General features: G+C 69.7%; 8 protein-coding genes. 5 read left to right on the top strand and 3 right to left on the bottom strand.

Translation table 11 applies throughout. The features are described from left to right. On the top strand, positions 1 to 2,064 hold a 2,064-nt coding region (locus tag GRF61_RS20630), incomplete at its 5' end, for a type I secretion C-terminal target domain-containing protein (RefSeq protein WP_169152502.1). A gap of 95 nt (positions 2,065 to 2,159) precedes the next feature. Further along, positions 2,160 to 2,471, top strand: a complete 312-nt coding sequence (locus GRF61_RS20625; RefSeq protein WP_246034678.1) for a hypothetical protein — start codon at positions 2,160 to 2,162, stop codon at positions 2,469 to 2,471. A 327-nt stretch (positions 2,472 to 2,798) separates the two neighbouring features. Here GRF61_RS20625 and GRF61_RS20620 read toward each other — a convergent pair whose 3' ends face one another. Both GRF61_RS20620 and GRF61_RS20615 read right to left on the bottom strand, forming a co-directional pair. After that, positions 2,799 to 4,709 (bottom strand): EAL domain-containing protein, encoded by a 1,911-nt coding sequence (locus GRF61_RS20620; RefSeq protein ID WP_169152501.1) that lies wholly within the window; start codon positions 4,707 to 4,709, stop codon positions 2,799 to 2,801. Positions 4,710 to 4,758: 49 nt separating this feature from the next. Beyond that, a complete protein-coding gene (locus GRF61_RS20615; protein WP_348982451.1) occupies positions 4,759 to 5,430 on the bottom strand; it encodes a transglutaminase-like cysteine peptidase in 672 nt (223 codons plus the stop codon). Between the two features lie 287 nt (positions 5,431 to 5,717). Between GRF61_RS20615 and GRF61_RS20610 the strand changes: the two genes are divergently transcribed. The 3 genes from GRF61_RS20610 (at position 5,718) to GRF61_RS20600 (ending at position 11,881) form a co-directional block, all read left to right on the top strand. Next, the gene (locus GRF61_RS20610; RefSeq protein WP_169152499.1) at positions 5,718 to 7,163 is read left to right on the top strand and encodes a TolC family outer membrane protein; all 1,446 of its coding nucleotides are present in this window, start codon (positions 5,718 to 5,720) and stop codon (positions 7,161 to 7,163) included. Between the two features lie 312 nt (positions 7,164 to 7,475). Continuing rightward, a complete protein-coding gene (locus GRF61_RS20605) occupies positions 7,476 to 10,919 on the top strand; it encodes an ATP-binding protein (RefSeq protein WP_169152498.1) in 3,444 nt (1,147 codons plus the stop codon). After that, on the top strand, positions 10,916 to 11,881 hold the full coding sequence (locus GRF61_RS20600; protein ID WP_248281365.1) for a response regulator transcription factor: 966 nt from the start codon (positions 10,916 to 10,918) through the stop codon (positions 11,879 to 11,881). The genes GRF61_RS20605 and GRF61_RS20600 overlap by 4 nt, the downstream gene beginning before the upstream one ends. Before the next feature lie 113 nt (positions 11,882 to 11,994). On the opposite strand, the gene GRF61_RS20595 is transcribed toward GRF61_RS20600, so the two are convergent. Further along, positions 11,995 to 12,716, bottom strand: a 722-nt coding sequence (locus GRF61_RS20595) for a hypothetical protein (RefSeq protein WP_211166116.1), incomplete at its 5' end; no start/stop codon positions are given.

Genomic DNA, 12,716 nt, shown 5'->3' with positions numbered 1-12,716 from the left:
CTGGGCGCCGACGGCAGCAGCCCGACGCTGACTGGCACCTCGACCAACGCTACCAGCGTCGAAGTCACCATCACCGGCACCGACGGCTCGACCCAGACCGCCACCGCCACGCTGAACCCGGATGGCAGCTGGACGGCGAACATCATCGGCCTGACCTTCAACGAGGCGGTTACCTACACCGCCACCGCGATCGCCAAGGACAACGTCAACAACACCGCCACCGCAATCGACAGCGACAGCTTCGATCTGCCGCCGGCCGCCGACGGCGGTGCGGTAAGCGGCGTTGAAGACAGCAGCCATGTCTTCCAGTGGTCCGACTTCAAGGTCAGCGACGGCGCCGCGCCGGCCAGCTCGCTGGGCATCGTCATCAACACCTTGCCGGTCAATGGCAAGCTGGAGTACCTGAACGCCGCTGGTGACTGGGTGGCTGTTTCCCAGGGACAGGAAGTGAGCCAGGCGGACATCGCCGCCGGCCATCTGCGCTTCACCCCCGCGGCCAACGAGTCCGGCAGCGACGCCTACGGCGGTACCGGCGTGGGCGACCAACAAGGCGATTACGCCCGCTTCGAATACTCGCCCACCGATGGAGCCCAGGTCGGCGATCCGGCGACCATGGTGGTGGACATCACGCCGGTGGCGGATGCACCCACGCTGTCGGTCACGGTGGGCGCCGCGCAAGAGATCACGCTTACGCCGGCCGGCTCCTTCAGCGGCACGCTCAATGCGTCCAACCTGCTGACGACCAGTGGTGTCAGCGTCAGCGCTAAGAACTTCGTGCATAACCCGGATGGCACTTACTCGCTGTCGAGCGCTTCTTCCAGCAATCTCTACCTGGAGAACAGCAGCACTACCGGCAAGATCGGCGTGGCGGGCAACCATCCTGGCGCGTCCAGCCAGGAGGCTGCCACCGGCAACCAGATCGGCTACAGCTACACCACCGACGAATCGGAAGAGCTGATCTTCACCTTCCAGAACACGGTGACGACGGCCACGGCCAACATCTCCAACCTGTGGATCAAGGACAACGGCAAGAACGCCACCGAAGTCGGCGTCTACGAGCTGTATCGCGACGGCGTCCTGGTCGGCACCGCCACCTTCAACGGTACCTCCAGCGGCAACCGCACGGTGACCATGACGGCCAACGACGGCCTGGGCTTCGATACCGTGGTGTTCAAGGCGGCCAGCTCCTACCTGAACATGACGACCGCGCAGTCGATCGCCACCGGCGACGGCAGCGATTACTACGTCACCGGCCTCACGTATCAAGGCACCACCGCCGCGGTCAAGGCCTACACCTACGCGCTGGACATCGATGCCGCGCTGGTGGATACGGATGGCTCCGAGACCCTGTCCGGCGTCAGCATCAGCGGCATTCCCAGCGGCGCGGTGCTGAGCGACGGCACCCACACCTACACCTCCACCGACAGCAGCCACAGCCTGCTGCTGGATGGCTGGAACCTGGACAGCCTGGTGATCACCACCCCGGCGGGCAGCACCACCGACTTCACGCTGCAGGTGTCGGTGTCCTCCTCCGAGCATGCCAATGGCGACACCGCCACCACCACCACGGCGGTTACCGTCGTGGTCGGCGCTGCGGACGCGGTCGCCCCGGCGGTTCATCTCACCGGCAGCACGGGTGACGATCACATCACCGGCGGCAGCGGCGACGACGTCATCGCCGGCGGCGCGGGCAGCGACATCCTGGCCGGCGGCCTGGGCGCGGACACCTTCATCTGGTCCTTCGGCGACCAGGGCGCGGAAGGTAAGCCGGAAGTGGATCGCGTGCTGGACTTCGACACCAGCTCCGACAAGCTGGACCTGCACGATCTGCTGCAGGGCGAGAGTGCCAGCGGCGGCAACCTCGGCTCCTTCCTCTTCGTCGAGCACCAGGGTAGCGATACCGTGATCCACGTCAGCACCCAGGGCGGCTTCACCTCGGGGTACGATGCCGGCAAGGAAGATCAGACCATCGTGCTGCAAGGTGTGGATCTGGTTGGCGGCGTCAGCAGTCAGGCGCAGATCCTCCAGAACCTGGTCGACCACGGCAAACTGATCACCGACTGAGCATCCGGGGCCGGTACGCCGGCCCTGTTCCTTTTTGGTGGCCGGCATGGAGGCTGGCCGGCGGCGGGAGTGGGAGCGAGAAACTGGGCGTCTATGTGAAACGCGACGGCGAGGGGCGCATCCTCGCCATCAGCCGGCAGGCGGAGGCGGGTTTCGACGAGTCTCTTCCCGCCGATTCGCCGGAGATCGCCGGCTTCATCGGTGGCAATGGCCGGGAGGCGCTCGCCTCCACCGACTTGCGACTGGTGCGGGTGCTGGAGGACGTGATCGACCTGCTGATCGCCCGCGACCTCATCCGCTTCACCGACCTGCCCCAGGAAGCGCAGGACAAGCTGCTCCAGCGCCGCACGCTGCGGGCCAAGCTCGGCGGCCTGGACCTGCTGGACAGCGATGACGGCCTGATCTGAGCTGGCTTGCCGCGGGGGCCGGCTGTGCCCTTGCCCGATACACTTTCCCGCAACGCCCGCCGCCTGCGGCTGAGGCCGCGGGGAGACGCGCTGCTGCCACTTGCTACTCCGCTGCAGGCACGGCCTTTTCCGGCGTTCTTCCGGCGCTCTGCCGCATGAGCGCTTGCGGGGGCGGGATTCGAGCCTGCGGTTTCAGCTTGCGCCCGCCAGGCCGCACTGGCGCTCGGCCGTTCCTGTATCGGTCATCAGCGCGCCTGCCTGTCCTGCAGCATCTGCCCGACCACCGGCCAGCCTGGCTCGGCCTGAGCCGCCGGGCAGGGCGCCCGCTCAGGACATCGGCCAGACGATGGCCGGGCCGGTCATGCCGTCTATGCCCAGCGCCGGCAGCGTGGCGCGTTCGGCCTCGCTGGCGACACCCGAGGCCAGCACTGACAGGCCGATGGAGTGGGCCAGGGTGCACAGGCCGCGCAGGATGGCCTGGTTGCCCGGGTCCGCCTCGATGCCGCGCACGATGCTGGCATCCACCTTCACGTAATCCAGCCCCATGTCGTGCAACTCGGCGATGCGCTCGAAGTCCGCGCCCACATGGTCTATGCCCAGCCGGCAGCCCAGCGGCCGCAGGGCCACGCACAGGGCCCGGAACTCGGCGGCGTGGCGCAGGGCGCCGTGGGCTGGCAGTTCCAGCCACAGCCGGCGGGCCTGCGCCGGCGACTGCTGCAGCAGGCTGTAGAGCTCGCTGCGGCGGGCGGCATCGCCCAGGGTGTCTGGGGAGAGGTTGATGCCCAGTTCCTCGCCGCCGGCGGCCAGGGCGGCCAGGGCGCTGCGCAGCACGGCGAGGTCGATGGCGCCGGTCATCTGCTGGCGCGCTGCCCACGGCATGAAGTAGCCGGCGTTGCGCCATTCGCCATCCAGGCGCAGGCGCACCGGCGCTTCCATGTGCAGCAGGGCGCCGCTGCCGGCCACCACCGGGTAGTGCCCCAGGCGCACGCCGTCTGCCGCCAGGGCCTGCACCAGCGCCGCACGCCATTCGCTCTGGGCCAGCCGGGCCGGGGCGGCGGCAGTGGCGATCTCGCAGGCGCGCGGGCCGGCTTGTTCGGCGGCGGCCAGGGCGCCGTCGGCACGGGCGAGGACGGTGCCGCGCGCCTCGCCGGCGAGGTAGCCGCAGGCGCCCACCGGCAGGGCCTGCAGGGTGTGCACGCCATCGGAATCGAGCCAGTTGTGCAGTTCCAGCGCCAGCCCGGTGGCCAGCGCCTGGGGATGGTCGCAGGCCGGGGCGAGCAAGGCGAAATCGGTGCCGTTGAGGCGGCCCACCGTCCAGTCCGCATGGTCGCCGGTGTAGCGGCGCAGGCGCTGGGCGAGTTCGGCGAGCAGGGCATCGGCGCCGCCGCGGCCCAGGCGGCGGTTGAGGTCCACCAGGTTGCCGACGCGCAGGATGAGCAGCACGCCGCCGGCGCTGGCGTCTTCCCGCTCGAGGGCCGCGTCCAGCCGCTTGAGGAACTGCTCGCGGTTGAACACCCCGGTGAGCGGGTCCAGCTGGGTCTGGCGGCGCAGTTGCTCCAGCCGCGCGGACTCCTCCGCCATCATGGAGCGCACCCGCTCGGACAGCGCGTTCATGGCCCGCACCACGCTGCGGAACTCGCGGGTGGCCGGCTCCGGCGTGGTGATGAAGCGGCGTCCGCCTATGGCTTCGGCCTGTGCCACCACCCGGTCCAGCGGGCGGGTGATGAGCTTGATCACCATGGTGCCGATCAGGCCGGTGAGCAGGCCGCCGACGGCGAACCACAGCAGCATCTGCAGGGTGCCGCGCCACAGGGTTTCGTAGGCGTAGTGGCTGTGGCTTTCCAGCGTCAGCGTGCCGAACTGGCGCCAGCCGTCCTGCACCTGGGCGACGCCAGGGTGGGTGACGATGGGGATCAGGCGCATGAACCAGCCGGGGACGTCCGCATCCATGCCGCTGTACTCGCGTGCGGCGATCTCGCTGCCGTCCGGCGCGGTGAGCAGGATGCGGCGGTAGTGGCCGGCGTCGAACTGGGCGGCGATCTGCATTTCCACCGCCACCGGGTCCTTGTCCATCTGCGACAGCGACAAGGCCAGCGAAGTGGCGTTGTCCAGATTCTTCACCGTGAGCTGCTGCTCCAGGTAGCGCTTGGCCGCCAGCGTGCTCACCACCAGGCTGCCGCCCAGCGAGAACACCGCGACCAGGATGATGGCGATCCAGAGTTGCTTGATCAGTGACATGTAGTCAGGTTTCCGTGCCGAAGACAAAAAGGGATGCCGGGGCAGTGCATCATTGCAGGCCCTCGTTGCGCATGCGCTCGAGTACGTCGCGCCAGCGTGACAACCGGGCGGTGGGGTCGGCCGAGGAGGTGGCGGCGCCGCCTACCCACAGGCCTTCGCTGTTGAAGCTGAAGACCGGCACCAGGTCGGTCCGGCGGGCGGCCGGGCGGACGTCGCCGATCAGGTTGTCCAGCACCAGCGGCTCGCCGCCGGGCGTGGCGAAGTAGCCCACCACCATGTGAGCCTGGCTGATGGTGCTCTGCGGCCCGCCGATGCGGGCGCGCACATAGATCAGCCGCAGCTTCTCCGCCGGAATGCCGAGCAGGCGCAGGCTCATGTACTTGGCGATGGCGAAATCCTCGCAGTCGCCGGCGGCGCGGCCCATGGTTTCCAGCGGCGTCGCCCAGTAGTCCGGCTGCTTCCAGACGACGATGTCGTCCTCGAAGGCGATGCGGCGGTTGAAGAAGGTATTGACCCGCGACAGCCGCTCGACTTCGTCCGCCTCCTGCGCCTGCGCCATCATCCGCCGCCAGTCGGCCACCGTCTCCTCGGCGGCGTTGCCATAGCGCTCGCGAGCGAGCTGCTGCATGCGATCCAGCTTGGGCTCCGCCGGCACGAAACCGGCGACAACCACCAGGCATAGCGCCAGCCCGCGCAGCAGGCGGCCGAGCGCGGCGGGCAAGGGCCGGGGCTCGGACAGCGGGAGGCGCAGGTGCGGGGCAGGGAGCATGGGCAGCGGGTGGAGGAGGCCGCGCTCATTATCCGTGATCGCGGCTCGCTGGTCGCTGTGCGTCGCATGGAGAGCGGCGTGTGACGATTTTGAGACGCTTTTGTGCTCTAGTTCGCATCCGGGGCCGTCGACATTTCATTATCATCGGCGCTCACCGCCGCACCGTCAGGGAAGCCCGCAGCACGGGCATCTAAGAAAACATCCCCGGTGCCTGTCGCCCCAATTCGACTGGAGAGAACATGAAGAAGGTCTGCTTGCTGGTTTCCCTTGCCGTGCTCGGCTTTTCGAGCGCCGCCGCGGCTGCCGCCCCGGAAGCGCTGCGCGAGGCCGCGCGCAAGGCGGTGGTGACGAATCCGGAGGTGCAGGCCCGCTGGCACGCTTTCCAGGCCGCCGATGCCGAGCGCGATGTCGCCCGCGGCGGCTACCTGCCGCGGCTGGACCTCACCGCCAGCGTTGGCCGCGAGAGCCAGGTGCGGCCGGACGTCAGCACGCAGAACTACACCCACCGCAACGCCACGCTGACGCTTACGCAGATGGTGTATGACGGTTTCTATACCAAGAACGAGGTCGCCCGCCTCGGCTACAGCAAGCTCGCCCGCTACTACGACCTGCTGGACGCCTCCGAGAGCGCCGCGCTGGAAGCGGTGCGCGCCTATGGCGACGTGCTGCGCTACCGCGAGCTGGTGCGCCTGGCCAAGGAAAACTACGTCCAGCACAAGCAGATCCACGACCAGATCGCCGAGCGCGCAGGCGCGGGCGTCGGCCGCCGGGTGGACCTGGAGCAGGCCACCGGCCGTCTGGCGCTGGCCGAATCCAACCTGCTGACCGAAGCCTCGAACCTGCACGACGTCAGCGCCCGCTACCTGCGCATCGTCGGCGAGCAGCCGGCCGAGAACCTGCCGCTGTTCGGCGACCGCAACGTCTTCGGCGCCCTGCCGCCGAACGCCAACGAAGCCTTGCGCACCGCCTTCAACACCAACCCGGCGCTGAACGCCGCGGTGGAAGGCGTGCGCGCCGGCCAGTCCGCGGTGGCGGCGCAGCGCGCGGCCAACCATCCGCGCGTCGATTTCCGCGCCATCCAGGCGCTGGACAACAATCTCGATGGCATGGACGGCCACTCTCGCGACAGCGTCGTCGAGCTGGTTCTCACCTACAACCTGTTCCGCGGCGGCTCCGACCAGGCCCGCATCCGCCAGGCGGCCGAGTCGCTGAACCAGTCCAAGGATCTGCGCGAGAAAGCCTGCCGCGACCTGCGCCAGACCTTGTCCATCGCCTACAACGACACCCAGCGCCTGCAGGAGCAGCTCGGCTACCTGGACCAGCACCAGCTCTCCATCGAGAAGGCGCGCGAGGCCTATCGCCGCCAGTTCGACATCGGCCAGCGTACCCTGCTCGACCTGCTGGATACCGAGAACGAGTACTTCCAGGCCCGTCGCGCCTATGTTGGCGCGGTGTACGACCAGGTCATCGCCCAGGCCCGCACCCTGTCCGGCATCGGCCGCCTGATGCCGGCGCTGGACGTGACCCGCGACGACCTGCCGACCCCGGCCGAGGCCGGCCAGGACCGCAGCGGCATCGACCCTGAGAGCATCTGCCCGGCCGATGCGCCCAACCCGCTGAAGATTGACAAGGACGCGCTGCTGGCGGAAACCCTGCGCGAAGCCGGCGCCGCGCCGCGCAAGTAAGGGTGCTGAACGCTGCCGGCCGCAGGGCTGGCGGCGGCACCGGACGCCGGGCGGGCCGCGAGGCCGCCCGGCGTTTTCATGTGGACGGCCGGGAGCCCGGCCGCGCGGGAGTGGTGCATCCGGCGGGCGCTTGAATAGAATGCGGCGAGGGCGGCGGCCGGCCGGAAGCCATGTGGCGGAGGGCGGAGCCGGCGCTTGATCCGGGGGCAAGGGCGGCAGCCCCTGCCAGGCGGGAAGCCGGCGCCACCCCGGCTTCTGCCTTTTCCTCTTTCCCCCGCCGCGACCGCCGGTCTCTCCCCAACCCTTTCGCCCATGACTCCGCCTCCTTCCTCCGCCCCAGCCTCCTTGCCCGAGGGCGACGCCGTCCAGCGGGTGGTCAAGGTCAGGCGCGACTACAACACCTGGGTCGCCAACGAAACGCTGGAGGACTACGCGCTGCGCTTCACCCCGCGCAGCTTCCGCAAGTGGTCCGAGTTCCGCGTCGGCAACACCGCCTTCGGCGCCGCCTCCTTCCTGGTGCTGGAAGCGGTGGGCGCCACCATGCTGGTGGCCTACGGCTTCGTGAACACCTTCTGGGCGGTGCTGGCCATCGGCCTCATCATCTTCTTCACCGGCCTGCCCATCAGCCTGTACGCCGCCCGCCACGGCGTGGACATGGACCTGCTGACGCGCGGCTCCGGCTTCGGCTACATCGGCTCCACCATCACCTCGCTGGTCTACGCCTCCTTCACCTTCATCCTGTTCGCGCTGGAAGCGGCCATCATGGCCTACGCGCTGGAGCTGGCGCTGGGCATACCGCCGGTCTGGGGTTACCTCATCTGCGCGCTGGTGGTGATCCCGCTGGTCACCCACGGCATCACCGCCATCAGCAAGCTGCAGACGCTGACCCAGCCGCTGTGGCTGTTCCTGCTCGCGCTGCCCTTCGTCTTCCTGCTGCGGGAAGACCCGCAGGCGCTGGCCGGGCTGTGGCAGTTCGCCGGCGAGAAAGGGCAGGGCGGCGTGTTCGACGTGCATCTCTTCGCCGGCGCGATGACGGTGGGCATCGCCCTCATCACCCAGATGGGCGAGCAGGCCGACTACCTGCGCTTCATGCCGGCGCGCACCGAGCAGAACCGCTGGCGCTGGCTGGCCGGCGTGGTGCTGGGCGGGCCGGGCTGGGTGCTGATCGGCGTGGTGAAGATGCTGGGCGGCGCGCTGCTGGCGTGGATGCTGCTGCGCGACGGCCTCAGCCCGGCCAAGGCGGTGGACCCCAACCAGATGTACCTGCTGGGCTTCTCCCAGGTGTTCGACAGCGCCTTCTGGGCGGTGGCGGTGACGGCGCTGTTCGTCATCGTCTCCCAGCTCAAGATCAACGTCACCAACGCCTACGCCGGCTCGCTGGCCTGGTCCAACTTCTTCTCCCGCCTCACCCACAGCCATCCGGGGAGGGTGGTGTGGGTGGTGTTCAACATCCTCATCGGCCTGCTGCTGATGGAGATGGACGTGTTCCAGGCGCTGGGGCAGGTGCTGGGGCTGTACTCCAACATCGCCATCTCCTGGATGGTGGCGGTGGTGGCGGACCTGGTGATCAACAAGCCCATGGGCTGGTCGCCGCCGGGCATCGAGTTCAAGCGCAGCCACCTCTACGACATCAACCCGGTGGGCGTGGGGGCGATGCTGATCGCCTCGGTGCTGTCGGTGAGCACCTTCGTCGGCGTGTTCGGCGCCGAGTGGCAGCCCTTCGCGCCCTTCGTCGCGCTGGCGGTGGCGCTGGTCGTGTCGCCGCTGATCGCCTGGGCCACCAAGGGCCGCTACTACCTCGCCCGCGAGCCGGAGCGCATCGCCACCGCCGGCCGCGCCTGGGTGCCGACGCGCAAGTGCTGCGTCTGCGGCCAGGCCTTCGAGCCGGAGGACACCAGCCACTGCCCGGCCTACCAGGGCACCATCTGCTCCCTGTGCTGCTCGCTGGACGCCCGCTGCGGCGACCTGTGCAAGCCGCACGCGCGGCTGTCGGCGCAGTGGAGCGGCTTCCTGCAGCGGGTGCTGCCGCGGCGGGCAATGCCTTACGCGGATTCCGGCCTAGGCCATTACCTGCTGCTGATGCTGGGCGTCAGCGGCTTCCTGGTGCTCTTCCTCGGAACGCTGTACTACCACGAGGTGCTGGCGCTGGGCCCGGCGGTGGCCGATGGCGTGCTGAAGGGCGTGCTGCTGAAGACCTTCGCCGCGCTCTTCCTGGTGAGCGGCATCGGCGCCTGGTGGATGGTGCTGACGCACAAGAGCCGGCGGGTGGCGCAGGAGGAATCCAACCGCCAGACGCGGCTGCTGATGCAGGAGATCGAGTCCCACCGTCGCACCGACGAGCAACTGCAGAACGCCCGCCGCGTCGCCGAGCAGGCCAACCAGGCCAAGAGCCGCTACGTCACCTCCATCAGCCACGAGCTGCGCACGCCGCTCAACAGCATCCTCGGCTACGCCCAGATCCTGGACGGCGACGAGGCCATTCCGCCGCACCGGCGCCAGGCGGTGAGCGTGATCAAGAAGAGCGGCGAGCACCTGCTGTCGCTGATCGAGGGCACGCTGGACATCGCCCGCATCGAGAGCGGCAAGTTCGCCCTGGACATGCGCGCGCTCGCCTTCCCCGGCTTCATCCGCCAGCTCGTCGGCATGTTCGAGCTGCAGGCGCGCAACAAGGGCCTGGCCTTCCGCTTCGACTGCACCGGCACGCTGCCGGAGGTGGTGCGGGCGGACGAGAAGCGGCTGCGCCAGATCCTGATCAACATCATCGGCAACGCCATCAAGTTCACCCCGCGCGGCAGCGTGCGCCTGCACCTCACCTATCGCCGCGAGATGGCCCTGTTCGAGGTGGAGGACAGCGGCCCCGGCATCGCCGCCGACGAGCTCGCTCATGTGTTCGAGCCCTTCGCCCGCGGCAGCAGCGCCCGCGCCAACACCACCACCGGCACCGGGCTGGGCCTCACCATCAGCAAGATGCTCACCGACCTCATGGGCGGCGAGCTGACGGTGGAAAGCCGCCCCGGCGCCGGCAGCACCTTCCGCGTGCGCCTGTTCCTGCCGCAGCTGCACGACATCCAGGCTGCCGAAGCGCTGCCGCGCATCCAGCGCATCGGCTACAAAGGCGTGCGCCGGCGCATCCTCACGGTGGACAACGAGCGGGTGGACCGCGAGCTGCTCGCCAGCCTGCTGGAGCCGCTGGGCTTCGAGGTCGGCCAGGCCGGCTCCGGCGAAGACTGCCTGGAGCTGCTGCCCGCCTTCCGCCCCCACCTGGTGTTCATGGACCTTGCCATGCCCGGCATAGACGGCTGGGAAACCATACGCCGCCTGCGCGCCGCCGGGCTGGACAGCATGCCGCTTGCGGTGATCTCCGCCAACGCCTTCGACAAGGGCCTGGACAACGACGCCGGCATCGCGCCGGAAGACTTCATCCTCAAGCCGATCAAGGTCGAGGAACTGCTGGACTGGATAGGCCGCAAGCTGGGCCTGGAATGGGTATGGGCGGATGCGCCGCAGGCGCCGGCCGAACCCGCGCCCGCCGCCGGCGCGCCCACGCTGGTGCTGCCGCCGGCCGAGGCGCTGCAGGGGCTGGATGAGCTGATCGAGCTGGGCTACCTGCGCGGCATCCTCGCCCGGCTGGCCGACATAGAGCGCGCCGACCCCACCCACGCCGAGTTCGTCCGCGTGCAGCGCGAGCTCGCCCGCCAGTTCCAGTTCGACGCCATGCGCGAGATACTCCGCCAGACCGAAACCCCGCCATCATGATGACGCCCACCGACCCCGCCGGCCTGCCCGCCGCCGCCGGCATCGTGCTGATCGTGGACGACGTGCCGGAGAACCTCTCCCTGCTGCACGACGCCCTGGACGAAGCCGGCTACACCGTGCTCGTCGCCACCAACGGCGAGAGCGCGCTCGCACGCGCCCGCCAGAGCCTGCCCGACGTCATCCTGCTCGACGCGATGATGCCCGGCATGGACGGCTTCGAGGTCGCCCGCCGGCTCAAGGGCGAGTTCGCCACCCGCGCCATCCCGCTGATCTTCATGACCGGCCTTACCGAGACCGAACACGTGGTGGCCGCCTTCGCCGCCGGCGGCGCCGACTACGTCACCAAGCCGATACGCCCGGCCGAAGTGCTGGCGCGCATCGCCGCCCATGTGCACAACGCCCGCGAAGTGAAGCAGGCGCGCAGCGCGCTGGACGCCTTCGGCCAGGCCACCGTCGCCGTGCGCGCCGCCGACGGCAAGCTGGTGTGGCAGACGCCGCTGTCGCGCAAGCTCATCGCCGCCTGGTTTCCGCCCGCGCCCGGCGAGCCCGAGGAACGCACCCCGCCGCGCCTGCTGGACTGGGTGCGCGCTGCCGTCGCCGCCCGCCGCGAGCGCCGCGAAGTGCCCGCCCTGGTCGCCAGCGAAGGCCCGCGCCGCCTGCTCGCCTCCTTCCACGACCAGACCGGCGAGGAGGAATGGCTGGTGGTGCTGCGCGAGGAGAACGACGCCAGCGCCGCCGAAGCCCTGATCACCGCCTTCCGCCTCACGGCCAAGGAGGCGGAGGTGCTGTACTGGGTCACCCGCGGCAAGACCAACCGCGACATCGGCGACATCCTCGGCTCCAGCCCGCGCACGGTGCACAAGCACCTGGAGCATGTGTTCGAGAAGCTGGGCGTGGAGACCCGCACCGCGGCGGCGTCGATGGCCATGGCCAAGCTGCGCGGAGCGGGCGAGGGCGGCTGAGCGGCGGCGGCAGGACTTACCGGCCCGGGCTCGAAGGGACGCAGGGGAACACCTTCCACGGCGAGCCGCGCAGCCCGATGCTGAGCCTCCGCGCCGGGTACGGAAGCGTCCGCTCAGCAGCGATTCCCGTTCATCCGGGTAAAGCCCATGCCGCCGCCTTCGCTGGTGCCGGGGCGGATGCAGATGGTGATGGCCATGGAGCGGGCGGCGCGGTCTATGTCCGGCGGGAAGGGCGAGAAGGGCACGGAGCGTTCCACCACCGACCGGATGAAGGCGATCTCCGCCGCCTGGTCGCCGGCGTTGAGGACGACGAAGCTCTGCAGCGAGCCGTCCGGGTTCAGCCGGAAGCGGATCGCGGCGGGCCGGATGCCGGGGTCGCCTTTTTCGCGCTGGACGAAGCCGGCGCTCTGGTTGAGGCGGCGCAGCAGGCCATTGAGATAGCTTTCCAGGCTGAAAGGGTGGATGGGCGGCGCGTTGGGGCGGGCTTCCAGCAGCGCTTCCTCGCTGGCGTCTTCCCGCGCCATCTGCCGGCCCTGCTCGCGCGCCATCGCGCGGGCGCGCTGGGCGAGCGTGGGCTGGGGCTGACGGGCGAGCTCGTCGAGGAAGTTGTTCATCTCGGCCTTCTCGGCCTCGGTCCAGATCGGTTCTTCTTCGGGGGCGGTGATGGCCCGGGGGCTGGGCTGGGTCAGCCGCGGCTGCGGCCGGGCAGTGCTGGGCGGCGTCGCCCGCCGGGGTTGCGAGCGGGCGGCCGGCGCGGCGGCCTTGGCAGGCGGCGGTGGGGTAACGGTCGGTGCTGGCGCGGCCTTCGCTGCCGGTGGCGGTAGCAGACGGGCCT

Origin of the sequence: Azoarcus sp. TTM-91 (assembly GCF_012911025.1) — a bacterium.
Lineage (GTDB): Bacteria > Pseudomonadota > Gammaproteobacteria > Burkholderiales > Rhodocyclaceae > Azoarcus.
Note: the sequence above shows the minus strand (reverse complement) of the source record. Positions and strands in the feature narration are given on the sequence as shown.

Bases quoted from the DNA above. Each gene is read 5' to 3' on its own strand.
- GRF61_RS20600 (WP_248281365.1), top strand. From the start codon at position 10,916: ATGATGACGCCCACCGACCCCGCCGGCCTGCCCGCCGCCGCCGGCATC.
- GRF61_RS20620 (WP_169152501.1), bottom strand. From the start codon at position 4,709: ATGTCACTGATCAAGCAACTCTGGATCGCCATCATCCTGGTCGCGGTG.
- GRF61_RS20610 (WP_169152499.1), top strand. From the start codon at position 5,718: ATGAAGAAGGTCTGCTTGCTGGTTTCCCTTGCCGTGCTCGGCTTTTCG.
- GRF61_RS20605 (WP_169152498.1), top strand. From the start codon at position 7,476: ATGACTCCGCCTCCTTCCTCCGCCCCAGCCTCCTTGCCCGAGGGCGAC.